This is a genomic window from Pseudomonas sp. 5P_3.1_Bac2, assembly GCF_025465995.1.
In the GTDB taxonomy this organism is placed as follows: domain Bacteria; phylum Pseudomonadota; class Gammaproteobacteria; order Pseudomonadales; family Pseudomonadaceae; genus Aquipseudomonas.
The window spans coordinates 45,382-63,912 of the sequence record NZ_JANLNY010000004.1 but is presented as its reverse complement, the minus strand read 5'-3'; the positions used below and the strand labels follow the sequence as shown (position 1 = coordinate 63,912).

At 59.6% G+C, this 18,531-nt stretch carries 17 protein-coding genes; 7 read left to right on the top strand and 10 right to left on the bottom strand.

The annotated features are described in order from the left end of the window. Window positions 1-17: 17 nt before the first annotated feature. The 8 genes from rseP to rpsB form a co-directional block, all read right to left on the bottom strand. The gene (gene rseP, locus NTD81_RS01590) at window positions 18-1,370 is read right to left on the bottom strand and encodes a sigma E protease regulator RseP (protein ID WP_262178748.1); all 1,353 of its coding nucleotides are present in this window, start codon (window positions 1,368-1,370) and stop codon (window positions 18-20) included. Window positions 1,371-1,391: 21 nt separating this feature from the next. After that, window positions 1,392-2,576 (bottom strand): 1-deoxy-D-xylulose-5-phosphate reductoisomerase, encoded by a 1,185-nt coding sequence (ispC, locus tag NTD81_RS01585; RefSeq protein WP_262178747.1) that lies wholly within the window; start codon window positions 2,574-2,576, stop codon window positions 1,392-1,394. After that, a complete protein-coding gene (locus NTD81_RS01580; protein ID WP_262178746.1) occupies window positions 2,573-3,388 on the bottom strand; it encodes a phosphatidate cytidylyltransferase in 816 nt (271 codons plus the stop codon). The genes ispC and NTD81_RS01580 overlap by 4 nt, the downstream gene beginning before the upstream one ends. Beyond that, on the bottom strand, window positions 3,388-4,143 hold the full coding sequence (gene uppS / locus NTD81_RS01575; RefSeq protein WP_262178745.1) for a polyprenyl diphosphate synthase: 756 nt from the start codon (window positions 4,141-4,143) through the stop codon (window positions 3,388-3,390). Before uppS ends, NTD81_RS01580 begins: the two co-directional genes overlap by 1 nt. A 16-nt stretch (window positions 4,144-4,159) precedes the next feature. Next, a complete protein-coding gene (gene frr, locus NTD81_RS01570) occupies window positions 4,160-4,717 on the bottom strand; it encodes a ribosome recycling factor (RefSeq protein WP_262178744.1) in 558 nt (185 codons plus the stop codon). Continuing rightward, the gene (gene pyrH / locus NTD81_RS01565) at window positions 4,707-5,456 is read right to left on the bottom strand and encodes a UMP kinase (RefSeq protein WP_262178743.1); all 750 of its coding nucleotides are present in this window, start codon (window positions 5,454-5,456) and stop codon (window positions 4,707-4,709) included. The genes frr and pyrH overlap by 11 nt, the downstream gene beginning before the upstream one ends. A gap of 182 nt (window positions 5,457-5,638) precedes the next feature. Continuing rightward, window positions 5,639-6,505: a translation elongation factor Ts gene (gene tsf / locus NTD81_RS01560; RefSeq protein ID WP_262178742.1), complete on the bottom strand. Its 867-nt coding sequence runs from the start codon at window positions 6,503-6,505 to the stop codon at window positions 5,639-5,641. A 181-nt stretch (window positions 6,506-6,686) separates the two neighbouring features. After that, window positions 6,687-7,427 carry a 30S ribosomal protein S2 gene (gene rpsB / locus NTD81_RS01555; RefSeq protein WP_262178741.1) on the bottom strand — a complete coding sequence of 247 codons (741 nt, stop codon included), beginning with the start codon at window positions 7,425-7,427 and terminating at the stop codon, window positions 6,687-6,689. A gap of 273 nt (window positions 7,428-7,700) precedes the next feature. Between rpsB and map the strand changes: the two genes are divergently transcribed. The 3 genes from map to dapC all read left to right on the top strand — a co-directional run bounded on the left by map (window position 7,701) and on the right by dapC (window position 12,518). Beyond that, window positions 7,701-8,483: a type I methionyl aminopeptidase gene (gene map / locus NTD81_RS01550; RefSeq protein WP_262178740.1), complete on the top strand. Its 783-nt coding sequence runs from the start codon at window positions 7,701-7,703 to the stop codon at window positions 8,481-8,483. Window positions 8,484-8,542: 59 nt separating this feature from the next. Continuing rightward, window positions 8,543-11,245, top strand: coding sequence for a [protein-PII] uridylyltransferase (locus tag NTD81_RS01545; protein ID WP_262178739.1), 2,703 nt, complete (start codon window positions 8,543-8,545; stop codon window positions 11,243-11,245). Between the two features lie 64 nt (window positions 11,246-11,309). Next, a complete protein-coding gene (gene dapC / locus NTD81_RS01540; RefSeq protein WP_262178738.1) occupies window positions 11,310-12,518 on the top strand; it encodes a succinyldiaminopimelate transaminase in 1,209 nt (402 codons plus the stop codon). A gap of 37 nt (window positions 12,519-12,555) precedes the next feature. Here the strand turns inward: dapC and NTD81_RS01535 are convergent, their stop codons facing one another. Beyond that, a complete protein-coding gene (locus NTD81_RS01535; protein ID WP_262178736.1) occupies window positions 12,556-14,199 on the bottom strand; it encodes a Na+/H+ antiporter in 1,644 nt (547 codons plus the stop codon). 196 nt (window positions 14,200-14,395) lie between these two features. Between NTD81_RS01535 and NTD81_RS01530 the strand changes: the two genes are divergently transcribed. The 4 genes from NTD81_RS01530 to NTD81_RS01515 all read left to right on the top strand — a co-directional run bounded on the left by NTD81_RS01530 (window position 14,396) and on the right by NTD81_RS01515 (window position 17,557). Then, on the top strand, window positions 14,396-14,743 hold the full coding sequence (locus tag NTD81_RS01530) for an ArsC family reductase (protein WP_262178734.1): 348 nt from the start codon (window positions 14,396-14,398) through the stop codon (window positions 14,741-14,743). 39 nt (window positions 14,744-14,782) lie between these two features. Continuing rightward, on the top strand, window positions 14,783-15,817 hold the full coding sequence (gene dapD / locus NTD81_RS01525) for a 2,3,4,5-tetrahydropyridine-2,6-dicarboxylate N-succinyltransferase (RefSeq protein ID WP_262178732.1): 1,035 nt from the start codon (window positions 14,783-14,785) through the stop codon (window positions 15,815-15,817). Window positions 15,818-15,944: 127 nt separating this feature from the next. Continuing rightward, entirely contained in the window at window positions 15,945-17,150 is a 1,206-nt protein-coding gene (locus tag NTD81_RS01520; protein WP_262178730.1) for an aminotransferase class V-fold PLP-dependent enzyme, read from the top strand. Further along, window positions 17,147-17,557 carry a SufE family protein gene (locus NTD81_RS01515; protein ID WP_262178728.1) on the top strand — a complete coding sequence of 137 codons (411 nt, stop codon included), beginning with the start codon at window positions 17,147-17,149 and terminating at the stop codon, window positions 17,555-17,557. Before NTD81_RS01520 ends, NTD81_RS01515 begins: the two co-directional genes overlap by 4 nt. Window positions 17,558-17,560: 3 nt before the next feature. Here the strand turns inward: NTD81_RS01515 and tcdA are convergent, their stop codons facing one another. Continuing rightward, the gene (gene tcdA / locus NTD81_RS01510; RefSeq protein WP_262178725.1) at window positions 17,561-18,391 is read right to left on the bottom strand and encodes a tRNA cyclic N6-threonylcarbamoyladenosine(37) synthase TcdA; all 831 of its coding nucleotides are present in this window, start codon (window positions 18,389-18,391) and stop codon (window positions 17,561-17,563) included. Window positions 18,392-18,531 lie beyond the last annotated feature (140 nt).

Genomic DNA, 18,531 nt, shown 5'->3' with positions numbered 1-18,531 from the left:
TTGTAATTCAGCAATGGTTACAGTCGACTCAAATCGTTGACTAGGGCAAGCAACATAACCCCAACAACCAAACTGATGCCAATCTGCATCCCCCAACCTTGAACCCGTTCCGGTAGCGGTCGACCTCGCACCCACTCAAACAGATAGAAGAGTAAGTGGCCCCCATCCAAAACCGGAATAGGTAACAAATTAAGTACACCTAAACTTATGCTAAACAAGGCGAGGAATTTTAAGAACTCACTCAAACCCGACTCAGCAGAAGCGCCCGCCACTTTAGCAATGGTTATCGGCCCACTCAAGTTTTTTACCGAGAGCTCACCAAACAGCATTTTCTTTAGCGAATTCAGGGTTAAAACACTCATGGACCAAGTATTTGCCAGGCCCTGCCCCAATGCATCAAGAGGACCGAAGCGCACTTCACGCAGCATATCGGCAGGCCACTGGCCACCTGCCACGCCTGCCCCCAAGTAGCCGGTGCGCTTTTCGCCTTCGCCGCGCACCGCCAAAGTCAGACTGACCTCAAGCTGTTCGGCACCGCGCTGCAACTGCAGCGTGATGGGCTTGCCGGGTAAACCACGCAACTGCTCAACCAGCTGCTGCCAATTAGTCAACGGCTGGCCTTGCAGGCTCAGCAAGCGATCACCCAGCTGCAAGCCCGCCGCCGCCGCCGGGCCTTGAGGATCAAGCTGTGCTAGTACAGGCTCAAGCGCCGGCTGCCACGGACGAATGCCCAATGCGGCCAACGGATCAGGCTCATCTACCCCGCGCTGCCAGTTATTAAGCGTAATTTGCCGTGGACTCTCCAGCTCCGAGCCCTGTTCACGTACCCGCAGGTCTAGCGTGCCACTCTCGCCCAGACGGTTGATCAGCTGCATACCAACTTCAGACCAGCCGGCAGTCGGCTCACCATCCACCGCAACGATCTCATCACCGGCTTGCAGATTAGCCGTCGCGGCCAAGCTACCCGGAGCGACCGCACCAATCACCGGACGCACCACCTCACTGCCGAGCATGGCAATAGCGGCAAAGAAAATGATGGCCAAGAGGAAGTTAGCGATGGGCCCGGCTGCCACAATAGCGATACGCTGCTGCACCGATTTGCGGTTAAACGCCTGCTCCTGCAACTGCGCCGGCACTTCAGCCTCGCGCTCATCGAGCATTTTGACGTAGCCGCCCAAGGGGATAGCCGCGATGACGAACTCGGTGCCCTTACGGTCATGCCAGCGCAACAGCGGCGTACCAAAGCCCACGGAGAAGCGCAGCACCTTGACACCACAGCGGCGCGCCACCCAAAAGTGGCCAAATTCGTGAATAGGGACCAGCACACCCAAGGCAATTAGGGTGCCTACCACCATATACAGCGCACTCATTGCTTTTCTCCGTGTCGACGCTTAACGCCGACTAAGCCATTGCTCAGCAAGTTGGCGAGCCCGCGTATCGGCTGCCAAAACCACCTCAAGACTGCTGGCAGCCTGAGCTGGCTCAGTCTGCAGCACGTGCTCGATCATACTCGCGATTTCGGTAAAGCGAAGGCGCCCCTCGAGGAAGGCCGCGACTGCCACCTCGTTGGCCGCGTTGAGCATCGCCGGCGCGGTGCCGCTGGCCTGGGCCGCCTCACGCGCCAGGCGTAAGCATGGGAAACGTTGCTCATCGGGCGCCTGAAAGTCCAAACGGGCGATGGCGAATAGATCCAGTGGCGCAACGCCCGACTCAATCCGCTGCGGCCAGGCCAAGGCATGAGCAATCGGCGTGCGCATATCCGGATTACCCAACTGGGCCAGCACCGAACCATCAATGTAATCCACCAGCGAATGAATCACGCTTTGCGGATGCACCACCACTTCGACTTGCGCCGGCGTCGCATTAAACAACCAGCAGGCCTCGATCAGCTCCAGGCCTTTGTTGAGCATGCTGGCCGAGTCCACGGAGATCTTCCGCCCCATCGACCAATTGGGATGGGCGCAGGCTTGGGCCGGCGTGACTTGAGCAAGCTGCTCCAGGGGCATCTCACGAAACGGCCCACCAGAAGCGGTCAGCAAAATCCGCCGCACGCCGACCGGCTGCAGGCCCCGGGCATAATCGCCGGGCAAGCACTGGAAGATCGCGTTGTGTTCACTGTCGATCGGCAGCAGCACGGCCCCGCTGCGCTTCACCGCCTGCATAAACAGTGCGCCGGACATCACTAAAGCTTCTTTATTAGCCAGCAAGACTTTCTTGCCGGCCTCGACTGCCGCCAGCGTCGGGGCCAGTCCAGCCGCCCCCACAATCGCCGCCATGACCGCATCGACGTCAGCATGGGCGGCCACTTCACACAGGCCTTGCACACCAAACAACACTTCAGTGGCCAGCCCAGTTTCCTTAAGTTCGGCTTGCAGCGCGACGGCAGCGGCTTCATCCGCCACTACCGCAAAACGCGGGCAATGCCGCACGCACAGGGCTTGCAACTCAGCCATACGACTGTGCCCGGTGAGGGCAAAAACCTGATATCGCTCCGGATGACGGGCAATCACATCCAAAGTGCTGAGACCGATGGAGCCCGTAGCCCCCAGCACGGTGATCTGTTGTGCGCGACTCACAGGACGCCCCAACCGGCCAGCCACAGCAACGCCGCAAACACTGGGATTGCCGCAGTCAAACTGTCGATACGATCCAGCACGCCGCCATGCCCTGGGAGCAGATTACTGCTGTCTTTAACCCCAGACTGGCGCTTAAACATACTCTCCGTCAGATCGCCAACCACCGAACTGAACACCACCAAGGCGGTGCCCGCCAGCGCCAACAACGTCTCGCTCAATGACCAGTGGCGATACAGCGCAGTGCCAAGACAGATCAGCAGCGCCGCCGCCAAGCCACCATAGACACCTTCCCAACTCTTACCAGGGCTCACCGCCGGAGCTAATTTACGCTTACCGAAAGCACGGCCAGCGAAGTAAGCGCCGATATCCGCGCCCCACACCAGCACCATGACCGCCAGAATCAGCCAATTGGCCAATGGCCACTGTTTAAATAGCTGCAATCCCTGCCAGGCTGGCAGCAGAATGAGCAAGCCGATCAACAAACGGCTCACCCCAGAATTCCAATAACGGCTGCTGGCGGGATAGCCCAACACCAAAAGTGTCGCAACCAGCCACCACAGCACGCCCAAGAGCAACAACCAAGGCGCCAAGCCCGGCAGCAGGTACAGACCATAGGCCAGCACAGCCACCAGCGCAGCATAAGCCACGCGTTGTGCCTGAGCGCTAAAGCCCGCCAACTGCGCCCACTCCCAAGCCCCTAGGCTGATCACTGCGCCGATAAACAGCGCAAACCAGCCGCCGTCCAGCCAGAAGAAACCAGCCAGAGCCAGCGGCAGCAGCCACAGCGCGGTAATGATTCGTTGTTTGAGCATCAGCTACGAGCCTCAGCCATCAGTTGCTCGCTGGTTTTACCAAAGCGGCGCTGACGGCTTGCGTAATCGGCCAGGGCTTTACGCATGGCGTCGTGTTTAAAATCCGGCCAGAACAGGTCGGAGAAATACAGCTCGGTATAAGCCAGCTGCCACAGCAAGAAGTTACTGACGCGATGTTCGCCACCGGTGCGGATGCACAGATCAGGCAACGGTAGATCACCGGTGACTAAGCAACTTTCCAGCAAATCAGGGGTAATGTCCTCAGGCCGCAAATGCCCGCCCTGCACTTCCCGAGCTAAGCGCTGCGCGGCCTGGGCGATGTCCCACTGCCCGCCATAGTTAGCGGCTACCTGCAAGACGAAACGCCGCTCACCAGCAGTCAGCGCCTCGGCCTCACGCATGGCCGCCTGCAACTCAGGATGAAAGCGCGAACGGTCGCCAATGATGCGCAAGCTGATGTCATTGGCATCGAGTTTTTTCGCCTCGCGCCGCAGCGCACTAAGGAATAGCTCCATCAGTGCACTGACCTCATCCGCGGGGCGCTGCCAGTTCTCACTGGAGAAGGCAAACAGGGTCAATACCTCAACCCCAGCCTCAGCGCACACCTCAATAACCGCACGCACCGCGTCAACACCGGCTTTATGCCCGGCAACCCCCGGCAACAGGCGCTTCTTCGCCCAGCGGTTATTGCCATCCATAATGATTGCCACATGCCGCGGCACGACCACCCGATTATCTTTCTTAGTTTTATCCATAGCGTCAGTCTGACCGTTAAACGGCCATCAAATCCGCTTCTTTCTGCTTTGTTGCCACTTCAATTTCAGCGACAAACTTATCCGTCAGTTTCTGTACATCATCGGCGGCGCGACGCTCTTCGTCTTCGCTGATTTCTTTTTCCTTAACCAGATCCTTGAGCTGGCTCAGGGCATCACGACGGATGCTACGCACGGCAACGCGGGCATCTTCAGCGGCGTCACGGGCCTGCTTGGTGAAGCCCTTACGGGTTTCCTCAGTCAGCGCCGGCATGGTGATCAGCAGCAGCTCACCCAGGTTAGTGGGGTTAAAGCCCAGGCCGGAGCTCTGAATGGCTTTGTCGACGGCAGCCAGCATATTGCGCTCGAACGCCACCACTTGCAGGGTGCGCGAGTCTTTTACGGTGACACTGGCCACTTGGTTGATCGGAGTATCAGCGCCGTAGTAAGGCACCTGTACGCCAGCCAGAATGCTCGGATGCGCCTGCCCCGTACGGATGCGGCTAAACGCGTGAACCAGCGACTCCAGACTTTTCTGCATACGGGTCTGGGCGTCTTTCTTGATCTCATTGATCATGCTTATCTTCCTCGATCAGAGTGCCTTCAGCGCCACCGACTACTACGTTGAGCAGGGCACCGGGCTTGTTCATATTGAAAACGCGCAGCGGCATATTATGGTCGCGGCACAGGCAAATTGCGGTTAAGTCCATGACTCCCAGCTTGCGATCCAAGACCTCATCGTAGGTCAGGCGATCGAACTTCTCCGCATGCGGGTCTTTAAATGGATCGGCAGTGTACACACCATCGACCTTGGTCGCCTTGAGCACCACATCTGCATCCACTTCGATTGCGCGCAGGCAGGCAGCCGAGTCAGTGGTGAAGAAGGGATTACCAGTGCCAGCGGCGAAGATCACCACCTCACCGGTTTTCAGATGACGCATAGCCTTACGGCGGTCGTAATGATCAGTCACACCGACCATGGAAATGGCCGACATCACCAGCGCGGGGATATTCGAGCGCTCCAGCGCATCACGCATGGCCAGGGCGTTCATTACGGTGGCCAGCATACCCATATGGTCGCCAGTCACTCGATCCATCCCGGCAGCGCTCAGCGCGGCGCCACGGAACAGGTTACCACCACCGATCACCAGGCCGACTTGCACGCCGATACCGACCAACTGGCCGACTTCCAGCGCCATGCGATCCAGCACCTTGGGATCGATGCCAAAATCTTCAGACCCCATCAGGGCCTCGCCGCTAAGTTTAAGCAGAATGCGTTTGTAACGCGGTTGACGACCACCCATCTGCTGAGCCATTGCGAGTCTCTCCTGCGGCGTTTGAATTCTCTGCGAGCTAACCTCGCCTGTTAACACAGTGCTGCTAAAACAGCACCCTAGCCTGCCGGGCTAAAAAGCCCAAGCGGCTGTAGCGCCCCGATTTGACAAAGAGGCCGCGCGCGTGAGCGGGCAGCCTCTTCGGGGCGACAGCGGTAGCCGTCTTACTGCTTGCTGGCAGCAGCCACTTGTGCGGCAACTTCTTCAGCGAAGTTGTCGACTGGCTTCTCGATGCCTTCACCAACTTTGAAGTAGGTGAAAGAAACGATTTCAGCGCCGCCTTTCTTGGCCAGCTCGCCAACCTTGATTTCAGGGTTCTTAACGAACGCCTGCTCAACCAGGCTCGCTTCGGCCAGGAACTTGCTGATACGGCCTTTGACCATGTTCTCAACAATGTTTTCTGGCTTGCCTTTGATTTTCTCTTCGTTGAGGGTCAGGAACACGTTTTTCTCGCGCTCGATAGCCTCTGGAGAAACCTGCGAAGGCAGCAGGAATTCAGGGTTGCTTGCCGCTACGTGCATCGCGATGTCTTTAGCCAGCTCAACGTCACCGCCTTTGAGCACAACCACAACACCGATTTTGTTGCCGTGCAGGTAGGAACCCAGCACGTCGCCTTCGATGCGCGCGATGCGGCGGATGTTGACGTTTTCGCCAGTCTTAGCCACCAGAGCCAGACGCGCTTCTTCTTGCGCTTCGATCAGCACAGCCACGTCAGTGATGTTGTCAGCGAAAGCTTTTTCAACACTGGCCGCCACGAAGTTTTTGAAATCGTCTTGCAGAGCGAGGAAGTCAGTCTGCGAGTTAACTTCGATGATGACCGCAGTTTTGCCGTCTTCTTTGATGCTGATAGCGCCTTCAGCAGCAACGTTGCCTGCTTTTTTGGCAGCCTTGATTGCGCCGGAAGCACGCATATCGTCAATGGCTTTCTCGATGTCGCCGCCGGCCTTGGTCAGGGCCTTTTTGCAATCCATCATGCCTTCGCCGGTACGTTCGCGCAGTTCTTTAACCAACGCTGCAGTAATCTCTGCCATTTTCAAAATCCTCTGGATAGGTTGTTAACCATTCCACCCGTCAAAACGGGCGCTCAATTCGTAACGCATTGCCGACAATGACAGACGATAGTTGCAACGACTTGTCGGCTATGGTTTTCAGGTGGCAAAAAGGGGGCCAAGCCCCCTTTTTGCGAACTAAGCCAGCGCGCTAGCGCTCTACTTAGCCTTCAGCAACTTCTTCAGCAGCTTGCTCAACGAACTCGTCAGCAGCGCCGCCAGCGTTACCGCGGCCACGAGCAACGGCGTCAGCCATGGCACCCATGTACAGCTGGATGGCGCGGATGGCGTCATCGTTACCTGGGATGATGTAGTCAACGCCTTCTGGGCTGCTGTTGGTATCGACGACGCCGATAACTGGGATGCCCAGCTTGTTGGCTTCGGTGATAGCAATGCGCTCATGGTCAACGTCGATAACGAACAGAGCGTCTGGCAGACCGCCCATGTCCTTGATACCACCCAGGCTGCGATCCAGCTTTTCCAGGTCACGGGTGCGCATCAGGGCTTCTTTCTTGGTCAGCTTGGTGAAAGTACCGTCTTGCGACTGAACTTCCAGATCACGCAGACGCTTGATCGAGGCACGGATGGTTTTGTAGTTGGTCAGCATGCCGCCCAACCAGCGATGGTCGACGTACGGCGAACCGCAACGAGCTGCTTCTTGAGCAACGATTTTGCCAGCGGAACGCTTGGTGCCGACGAACAGGATCTTGTTCTTGCCAGCAGCCAGCTTCTCAACGAAAGCCAGAGCTTCGTTGAACATTGGCAGAGTTTGCTCAAGGTTGATGATGTGAATCTTGTTGCGCGCGCCGAAAATGTACTTGCCCATTTTCGGGTTCCAGTAACGGGTCTGGTGGCCGAAGTGCACACCGGCCTTCAGCATATCGCGCATAGTGACTTGGGACATGATAGTTCCTTAATAAGTCGGGTTAGGCCTCCACGTATCCCGATTTCCAACCCGGCGAACAAGTCGCAAGGCACCCAGGAAAGCGTGTCGATACGTGTGTGGGTTTAGGCTTCAAGGGCACACTGCCCGTAAAGCGGCGCGTTTTATACCATAAAAGATCGGCACAAGCTACTTAGCCTGAGCATCTAAGCTGTGGCAAAACTGCCTACGGCTTATGGCTTGAGCCTTGAAAATGCTAACATAGCGGTTTTCCGCCTGCAGCCGAGAGCCATTATGTCCGTCACCCTTAAGTCGCCCGAAGAAATTGCCAAAATGCGCGTAGCCGGTCGCTTGGCTGCCGAAGTTCTGGAAATGATCGGCGAGTACGTCAAGCCAGGCGTGACCACTGACGAGCTGGACCGCATTTGCCACGACTATATAGTCAACGTGCAACAAGCCATCCCGGCCCCGCTTAACTACAAGGGCTTCCCCAAGTCGATCTGCACCTCGGTCAACCACGTGGTGTGCCATGGCATCCCTAACGATAAGCCACTAAAAGACGGCGACATCGTCAATATCGACGTGACCGTGATCAAAGACGGTTACCACGGCGATACCAGCAAGATGTATATGGTCGGCAACGCCCCCGAGTGGGCCCAGCGCCTCAGCGTTATCACCCAAGAGTGCCTGTACAAGGGCATCCAGCTGGTTAAGCCGGGCGCACGCCTGGGCGATATCGGCGAAGTGATTCAAAAGCACGCCGAGAAGAACGGTTTCTCCATTGTTCGCGAATACTGCGGCCACGGCATTGGTGCCGTGTTCCACGAAGAGCCACAAGTGCTGCACTACGGCCGCGCTGGTACTGGCATGGAGCTCAAAGAAGGCATGACCTTCACCATCGAGCCGATGCTCAACCAAGGCCGCCCGGAAACCCGCACCCTAGGCGACGGCTGGACCGCCATCACCAAGGACCGCAAGCTTTCCGCACAGTGGGAACACACCATTCTGGTCACCGCCGACGGCTACGAGATTTTCACCCTGCGCAGTGATGACACCATCGCCCGCACCTCAGCCTAAGTCAGCCCGCACCGCCAGAACCAGCCGCGAGTACCCTGAATAACGATAAGGAAGGCTGCATGCCTCAGGTAGATCCCGAACTGTTCGACCGCGGCCAGTTCCAGGCGGAACTGGCGCTTAAGGCCAGCCCTATCGCGGCCTTCAAAAAAGCCATTCGTCAGGCCAGCTCGGTACTTGACCAACGGTTTAAAGATGGCCGGGAAATTCGCCGCCTGGTTGAGGATCGCGCCTGGTTCGTTGATCAAATCCTGCGCGCGGCCTGGGTGCGCCTGAACTGGAGTGAAGACGCCGACATCGCCCTGCTGGCCGTCGGTGGCTACGGGCGCGGTGAGCTGCATCCGTTCTCGGATATCGACCTGCTGATTCTGCTCGACAGCGCCGACCATGAAACCTTCCGCGAGCCCATCGAGCAGTTCCTCACCCTGCTCTGGGACATCGGCCTGGAGGTCGGCCAGAGCGTGCGCTCGGTGGACGAGTGCGCCGAAGAGGCCCGCGCCGACCTGACCGTCGTCACCAACCTGATGGAAAGCCGCACCCTGGCCGGCCCTGAGCGCCTGCGTCAGCGCATGCAGGAGGTCACCAGCAATCAGGTGATGTGGCCGAGCAAAGAGTTCTTTCTCGCTAAGCGAGAAGAGCAGCGCGCCCGCCATCGCAAATACAACGACACCGAATACAACCTGGAGCCTAACGTAAAGGGCTCGCCGGGCGGCCTGCGCGATATTCAGACCATCCTCTGGGTGGCTCGCCGTCACTTCGCCACGCTCAACCTGCACGCGATGGTCGGCCAAGGCTTTTTGCTGGAAAGCGAATACAACCTGCTGTCCGCCAGCCAGGAATTTCTGTGGAAGGTGCGCTATGCCCTGCACATGCTCGCCGGGCGCGCCGAAGACCGCCTGCTGTTCGACCACCAGAGCCGGGTCGCCGAGCTGCTGGGTTTTACTGGCGACGACAGCAAGCGCAATATCGAACGCTTTATGCAGAAGTACTACCGCGTGGTGATGGCCATTGCCGAGCTCAGCGAGCTGGTCATTCAGCACTTTGAGGAAGAGATCCTGCGTGCTGGTGCCAACGGCCCGGCCGAAGCCCTCAACAGCCGCTTTCAGGTGCGCGACGACTACATCGAAGCCAGCCACCCCAATGTGTTCAAACGCACGCCGTTTGCCCTGCTGGAAATCTTCGTCCTGCTGGCCCAGAACCCGCAGATTAAAGGCGTTAGTGCCGATACCATCCGCCTGCTGCGCGACCACCGCCAACTGATCAACGATGAGTTTCGCAGCGACATCCGCAACACCAGCCTGTTTATCGAACTGTTCAAAAGCCCCACCGGCATTCATCGCAACCTGCGCCGAATGAACCGCTATGGCCTGTTGGGCCTGTATCTGCCGGAGTTCGGCCATATCGTGGGGCAGATGCAGCACGACCTGTTCCACATCTATACGGTCGATGCCCACACCCTCAACCTGATCAAGTACCTGCGCAAATTCAAATGGCCAGAGCTGGCGGAGAAATTCCCCCTGGCCAGCAAGCTCATCGACAAACTGCCCAAGCCTGAGCTGATCTACCTCGCCGGCCTCTATCACGACATCGGCAAGGGCCGTGGCGGTGATCACTCCGAGATTGGTGCGGTGGACGCCGAGGCTTTCTGTGTGCGCCATCAGTTACCGCTGTGGGACTCACGACTGATCGTGTGGCTGGTCAAGCATCACCTGGACATGTCCACCACCGCCCAGCGCAAGGACATCTCCGACCCGCAGGTGATTTTCGACTTTGCCCGCCTGGTCGGCGATCAAACCCGCCTCGATTACCTCTATGTGCTGACCGTGGCCGACATCAACGCCACCAACCCCAGCCTGTGGAACTCCTGGCGCGCCAGCTTGCTGCGTCAGCTCTACACCGAAACCAAGCGCGCCCTGCGCCGCGGCCTGGAAAATCCGCTGGACCGTGAGGAGCAAATCCGCCTGACGCAAAACGCCGCCATCGACATTCTGGTGCGCGATGGTACCGACAGCGACGACGCCGAACAGCTGTGGTCGCAATTGGGGGATGACTACTTCCTGCGCCATACCGCCGCCGACGTGGCCTGGCACACCGAAGCGATCCTGCAACATGGCGATAACAGCGATCCGCTGGTGTTGATCAAAGAAACGACGCAGCGCGAGTTCGAGGGCGGCACCCAGATCTTTATTTACGCCCAGGACCAGCATGATTTCTTCGCGGTGACCGTAGCGGCCATGGCTCAGCTCAATCTGAACATTCACGACGCGCGCATTCTCACCTCGACCAGCCAGTTCACCCTCGACACTTATATTGTGCTCGACGCGGCCGGCGGCTCGATTGGCGATAACCAGGCGCGCATCGAGATGATCCGCCAAGGCCTGATCGACGCCCTGAAGAACCCCGACGAATACCCCAGCATCATCCAGCGCCGGGTGCCGCGCCAGCTCAAGCACTTCGCCTTTGCCCCGCAGGTGACCATCCACAACGACGCCCAACGTCCGGTGACCATTCTGGAGGTGACCGCCCCGGATCGCCCCGGCCTGCTGGCCCGCATCGGGCGGATCTTCCTCGACTTCGACCTGTCGCTGCAGAACGCCAAGATCGCCACCCTGGGCGAGCGCGTAGAAGACGTGTTCTTTATCACCGACGCGCACAACCAGCCGCTGTCCGACCCCGAGCTGTGCGCGCGCCTGCAAGAGACCGTGGTGCAGCAGCTGTCCGATAGCCATGTACTCGAGCAGCAACCCAGCCAGATCAGCATTTAACCCTGCCTTAGCCTGCGCGCCGCCCTTCGTCTGGACGGGCGCCAGCAGAACCCAGGAAATACCGATGAACGACGCGTTAAACCAGCTGCAGCCCTACCCCTTCGAGAAACTCCGCGCCCTACTCAGCGGCGTCAACGTGCCCGCCGACAAGCGCGCCATTGCCCTGTCCATCGGTGAACCTAAGCACCCGGCGCCCGCCTTTGTCGCCCAGGCCCTGAGCGACAATTTAAGCCAGCTGTCGGTGTACCCGACCACCCTCGGCATCCCGGCGCTGCGCGAGACCATGGCCAGCTGGGCCGAGCAGCGCTTTGGCCTGAACGCCGGCAGCATTGACCCGGCGCGGCATATCCTGCCGGTCAATGGCACCCGCGAGGCGCTGTTTGCCTTTACCCAAACCGTGGTCAAGCGCAGTGCGCCAGGCGCGGCAGCGGGCCTGGTCATCAGCCCTAACCCCTTCTACCAAATCTACGAAGGCGCGGCGCTGCTGGCCGGGGCCGAACCACACTACCTGCCCTGCCTGGAAGATAACGGCTTTAACCCCGATTTTGACGCGGTCAGCGATGACGTCTGGCAGCGCTGCCAGATTCTCTTCCTCTGCTCGCCGGGCAACCCCACTGGCGCACTGATCCCGCTGCACACCCTGCAGAAGCTGATCGCATTGGCCGACAAGTTCGACTTCGTCATTGCCGCCGATGAGTGCTACAGCGAGCTGTATTTTGATGAAGCGCAGCCACCGGTGGGCCTGCTCAGCGCCTGTGCGGCGCTGGGCCGTAGCGATTTCAAACGTTGCGTGGTGTTCCACAGCCTGTCCAAGCGCTCCAACCTGCCGGGCCTGCGTTCAGGCTTTGTTGCCGGCGATGCGCAGATCATTCAGGCCTTCCTGCTCTATCGCACCTACCACGGCTGCGCCATGCCGGTACAAACCCAGCTGGCTAGCATTGCCGCGTGGCAGGACGAAGCCCACGTTAAGGCCAACCGTGATCTGTACCGCGCCAAGTTCGATGCCGTGCTGGCCATTCTGCAGCCGGTGATGGACGTGCAACGCCCCGATGGCGGCTTTTACCTGTGGGCGAAAACCCCAGGCGATGATCAAACCTTTACCCGCGAGCTGTTTGCCCAAGAGCACGTCACGGTAGTGCCGGGTTCCTATCTTTCGCGTGAGGTAAATGGCAGCAACCCTGGCGCAGGGCGCGTGCGTATGGCGCTGGTTGCGCCGCTGGCGGAATGCGTCGAGGCGGCCGAGCGCATCGCCGCGTTTATCCGCCGCGCATAACTGAAGAAGGCGCTGGGTTGCCCCAGCGCCTGCAGTTTTAGTGCTTCTGCAAACGCGCTTCGGCAATATCCAAATCGCGCAGGATTTCTATCAGCACGTCGTCATCGAGCTGATGCTCCTTACGCAGCCGATACAGCTCGGCGCGCTGAGTGCGCAAGCCCAAGAGACGCAAGCGATATTCCACTCCTTCGGCCTCTTCACCGGTGTGTTCGCGTTCGCGCTTGGCGTTCTGCTGAGTACGCTCCAGTAACTCGTTGTACTCGGCCATCAGCTTGGCTTTGACATTGACCGAAGCCACCGCTGCGTCGGCGTCACTGCCGTGCTCATCGACTTCTTCCAGAGCGCGAATGGCCGCCTCCAACAGGTGCGCGCGGTGCAGATTGAATTGCTTCTCGCGCAGCCCGAGGTTGTCCTGCGGCACGTAGGGCAGGATGCGCGGCAAGGCGATACTGGCCACCAGCAGCGACAGCAGAATCACCCCGGCGGCGATCAGAATCAGCAGCGGCCGCTCAGGGAAGTTAGCGCCGTTATTCAGCAGCAATGGCAGCGACATCACACCGGCCAGCGTCACGGCGCCGCGCACCCCACCAAAGGTCAGGACCAAGCTCAGGGCGCCACGGGACTGCCCCGCAAAGCGCGTCGGCACTCCGCGCCAGCGCCGAAACGCACCGGACATGCGCCAATAGGCATAGACCCAGATAAAGCGCAGGATCATCAGCACGATGTAGATCGCCACCACCCAGCCACAAGCCTTGAGCAGGAACACCCAGGGATCTTCATGGTGAATGGCCAGGGCATCGGTGAGGATGTCTGGCAGTTGCAGGCCCAGCAGCAGGAAGACCAAACCGTTAAAGGTGAACTCCAGCAGCATCCACACGCTGCGGTTAAGCAAACGCGTGGTGGTTTGCCGCGGCAGTAAGTCGAGACGGCTTTGCATCATGCCCGCCGCCACCGCCGAGAGAATCCCTGACAAGCCAAAATGCTCCGCTGCCACATAGGCGGCAAAGGGCAACAGCAACAACATCAATACGTGCGGCGCCGGGTCTTCCCAGCCACGGGCGATCATCCAAGCGCGCAGGCGACCGAACAGATAGCTTAAGGCCATCCCAACCAACACACCGCCTGCCGCCACGATGACGAACTGCACGCTGGCGTCGGTGAGCGAGAACACCCCGGTCAGAGTCGCTGCCACGGCGAACTTAAACGCCACCAGACCCGAGGCGTCGTTCATCAACGCCTCGCCCTGGAGCATATTGCTTAAGGTGCTGGGCAGGCGGCCATGGGTGATCGCCGCCACGGCCACGGCGTCAGTCGGCGACAGCACCGCCGCGAGGGCGAAACAGGCGGCCAGCGGCACTTGGGGCAATAACCAATGGATAAAACAGCCGGCGCCCAGAATGGTGAAGAAGACCAAGGCGAAGGCCAATAACAGAATGGGGGTACGTAACTCGCGGAATTGCCCCTTAGGCATGCGCCAACCATCCACGAACAACAACGGCGGGATAAACAGCAGCAGGAACAACTCAGGTTCTAATCGCACATGCAGACCCAAGGCGGGTACTGCGAGTAATGCACCAATCAAAATTTGCAGCAGAGGCAGTGGCACAGGAATGAATTGAGCGGTAATACGGGTACCACTGACCACTACCAACATGATCAGAATGGTATAGAGCAATTGCATAATACGACCTCTTAACAGAAGCCCGCAGTCTAGAGCCAGCGACCTCAGAAGGCGAATTCTGAAGCCTTAGCGGCGTCAAACTATGGGCGATTTACTCTGCAGTTAAGACGCTGGGGAGCCAACATGGCATAATCCCCGATCCCATTAGTTAACGAATAAGCGCCTAGCACTGGGGCGCGGCAACCACGGATGCACCATGAGCTACGTTCTTTACGGCATCAAAGCCTGCGACACCATGAAGAAAGCCCGCACCTGGCTCGACGAGCACGGCAAGAGCTATAGCTTCCACGATTACAAAGTCAGCGGTATTGACCGCGAAAACCTGGAAAAGTGGTGCACCGAACATGGTTGGGAAACCATCCTGAACCGTGCCGGAACAACTTTTCGCAAGCTGGACGAGGTGCAGAAAAGCGATCTCGACCAAAGCAAAGCCATCGCCCTGATGCTGGCCCAACCGTCGATGATCAAGCGTCCGGTATTGGCTTTGGGCAGTAAAACCCTTGTCGGGTTCAAGCCTGAGCGTTATGCCAGCGAATTGATTTAAGCCACCTGTCCAACAAGAATTTGCGCTAAGGAAATTACCATGAGCACTACCCTCTTCAGTCTGGCCTTTGGTGTCGGTACCCAGAATCGTCAAAGCAACTGGTTGGAAGTTTTCTACGCCCAGCCGCTGCTCAAACCAAGCACTGAGCTGGCCACTGCCGCCGCGCAACTGCTGGGTTATACCGGTGGCAACCAGGCCATCAGCCTGAGCAACAACCAAGCAGCCGAACTGGCCGAAGCACTGAAGAGCATCGACGCTGGCCAGTCCGCCTTGCTGACCCGTCTGGCGGAAAGCCAAAAGCCGTTGGTCGCCACCTTCCTCGCTGAAGACAGCGCCCTGACCAGTACTCCAGAGGCGTACCTCAAGCTGCACCTGCTGTCGCATCGTTTGGTTAAGCCCCACGGCCTGAACCTGACCGGCATTTTCCCGCTGCTGCCCAACGTCGCCTGGACCAGCCACGGCGCCGTCGACCTGGCCGAACTGGCTGAGCGGCAACTGGAAGCGCGCCTCAAAGGCGACCTGCTGGAAGTGTTCTCGGTCGACAAGTTCCCGAAAATGACCGACTACGTAGTGCCGGCAGGCGTGCGTATCGCCGACAGCGCCCGCGTGCGCCTGGGTGCTTACGTCGGTGAAGGCACCACCGTGATGCACGAAGGCTTTATCAACTTCAACGGCGGCACCGAAGGCCCAGGCATGATCGAAGGCCGCGTGTCGGCGGGCGTCCTCGTCGGTAAGGGTTCGGACCTGGGCGGCGGTTGCTCGACCATGGGCACCCTGTCCGGTGGCGGCAACATCATCATCTCCGTGGGTGAAGGCTGCCTGATCGGCGCCAACGCTGGTATCGGCATCCCACTGGGCGACCGCAATACGGTGGAAGCTGGCCTGTACATCACAGCAGGGACCAAAGTGGCGCTGCTGGATGCCGACAACCAACTGGTGAAAACCGTTAAAGCCCGCGAACTGGCTGGCCAGACCGACCTGCTGTTCCGCCGTAACTCGCAGACCGGCGCCGTGGAATGCAAATCCCACAAGTCGGCCATTGAGCTGAACGAAGCCCTGCACGCGCACAACTAAGTGCCCCTGTAGATGCTCATGGTGAAGCCCTAGGCGCTAGGGCTTCACTGGCTTCACCGGCCTTGAGCCATACGTTTTTATCTCGCTCACGCGCCCTTATTCAGTGAGCCAGATGCTGGAATCCGCAATGTCCCTACCCTCACCTTGGCGTGCTGACTTCCCTGCCCTTGCAGCCTTTAGCGCCAGTGGCCAGACCTACCTGGACAACGCCGCCACCGCGCAAAAGCCCCAGGCCATGCTCGACTGCCTGCTGCACTACTACGCCAACGGCGCGGCCAATGTGCACCGAGCCCAGCACCTGCCGGGCGAGCAGGCAACCCGCGCGTTTGAGGCCACCCGTGAGCAACTCGCGCAGTGGTTTAACGCTGCCAGCGCCGCGCAGATTATCTTTACCCGCAGCGCCACCGAGGCCTTTAACCTGCTGGCTTACGGCCTGCAACAGCACTTCAAGCCCGGCGATGAGCTCGTCATCAGCGCCGCCGAGCACCACGCCAATCTGCTGCCCTGGCAACAATTGGCACTGCGCCAGCAACTCAAGCTGGTGGTGTTGCCGCTGACGCCAGCCGGCACCGTGGACTTAGCCCAAGCGGCGCAGCTGATCGGCCCGCGCACGCGCCTGCTGGCCGTCACCCAGCTGTCCAATGTGCTCGGCGCCTGGCAGCCACTTGCGCAGTTGCTGTCCATGGCCCAAGCCCAAGGCGCCATCACCGTGGTCGACGGCGCCCAAGGTGTGGTGCATGGCCGCCATGATTTGGCTGCACTGGGCTGCGACTTTTACCTGTGCTCCAGCCACAAACTCTATGGTCCCGATGGCGTCGGCATTCTTTATGGCCGCCCGGAGGCGTTAAACAAACTTGCGCACTGGCAATTCGGCGGCGAGATGCTGCAGCAGTGCGACTATCACAGTGCCAGCTTTCGTCCGGCGCCACTGGGTTTTGAGGCCGGCACCCCGGCCATCGGCGCGGTGATCGCTCTGGGCGCAAGCCTGACTTATCTGGCCAGCCTCGATGGCCCAGCCGTCAGCCAACATGAGGCCGCTCTGCACCGCCAGTTACTCACTGGGCTTAAACAGCGTGCTGGCGTACAGGTGTTAGGTGAGCCCGAAGTAGCCTTAGTCAGTTTTAGTGTGGCTGGCGTGCACCATGCCGACTTGGCACAACTGCTCAGCGAACAAGGCATCGCCGTGCGCGCCGGACAGCACTGCGCCATGCCGCTGTTTCAGCAGCTGGGTCTATCCGGCGCGCTGCGCGTCTCCCTCGGCTTGTATAACGACGGCAACGATCTGCAGAACTTCTTCAATGCCCTCGATCAAGCCCTGGAGCTGTTGCGATGAGCCTGCCCGCCAGCGCCCAGCAAGCCCTGCAAGCCTTTAGCCAACCCGCCTCATGGGAGCAGCGCGCGCGCCTGCTGATGCAGTGGGGCGAGCGCTTGACGCCGTTCACTGACAGCGAACGCGCTGCCAGCCACCCAGTGCACGGCTGCGCCAGCGCGGTGTGGCTGCTCGCCGAACGCAGCGAACAGGGCTGGCAGTTGCGCGCCGACAGCGAGGCACGCTTGCTGCGCGGCCTCTTGGCGCTGCTGTTGGCGCGGATCGAGGAGTTAAGCGCTGCGCAGATTGCCGCCGTCGACCTAACCCAGTGGTTTACCGATCTGGGCCTAGGCCGCCAGTTATCGCCATCGCGCAGTAACGGCCTGAATGCCGTGCTGTTGCGGGTACAAGAGCTGCTTCAGCAACCCTAGCGCTTAGTCCTGTGGCTTGACCTGAGCCGCTTTGGCTTGCCGCTCAGCCGGACGCCGCGTGCCCTCTACCAGCTTATCCACCAGGCGCGCGGCAGCGACCATGCCGAAGGTGGCGGTGACCATCATCACCGCACCAAAGCCGCCGGCGCAGTCCAGCCTGGTCCCTTCGCCAACAAAAGCCTTGTACTGACACACCGTGCCATCGGGTTTGGGGTAACGCAGCTGCTCGCTGGAAAACACGCAGGGCACGCTGTAGTTACGCCCCGGGGTGCGTGAGAAGCCGTAATCACGGCGCAGGGTCGAACGGACCTTGGACGCCAGGGGGTCGTTCCAGGTCTTGTTGAGATCCGCCACCTGCACCTGGGTCGGATCAATCTGCCCGCCGGCGCCGCCTGTAGTCACCACCTGGATTTTTCGCCGTTTGCACCAGGAGATCAGCGCCGCCTTGGCGTTGACGCTGTCGATGCAATCGATCACTCCGTCGAGCTGCGGGGTGATGTACTCGGCCATGGTCTCACGGGTGACGAAGTCCGCCACCGCGTGCACCACGCAGGCCGGGTTGATCGCCCGAATGCGCGCAGCCATGACTTCAACCTTGGGCTGGCCAACCGTGTCCGCCAAAGCGTGCAGCTGCCGATTGCTGTTGCTGATGCACACATCATCCAAGTCAAACAGCGAGATCTCGCCCACCCCGGAGCGCGCCAACGCTTCTGCGGCCCACGAGCCGACGCCGCCGATCCCCACCACGGCGACATGGGCGTCAGCCAGGCGCTGCGCCCCTAATTGGCCGTATAAGCGGGCAATACCGCCGAAACGCTGTTCATCCACAGGCATTTTGCATCCTCGTCCACCCTGCTAAGGGCGCGCATTATAGGTAGGCTGGCGCAGCGGCCCAAGTGCCAATCACCGGCTCGGCGCCACGGTGCAACCGCAGAGGCTCAACACAAGTGCTTAAAGCCTGCTAAAAAGGAACC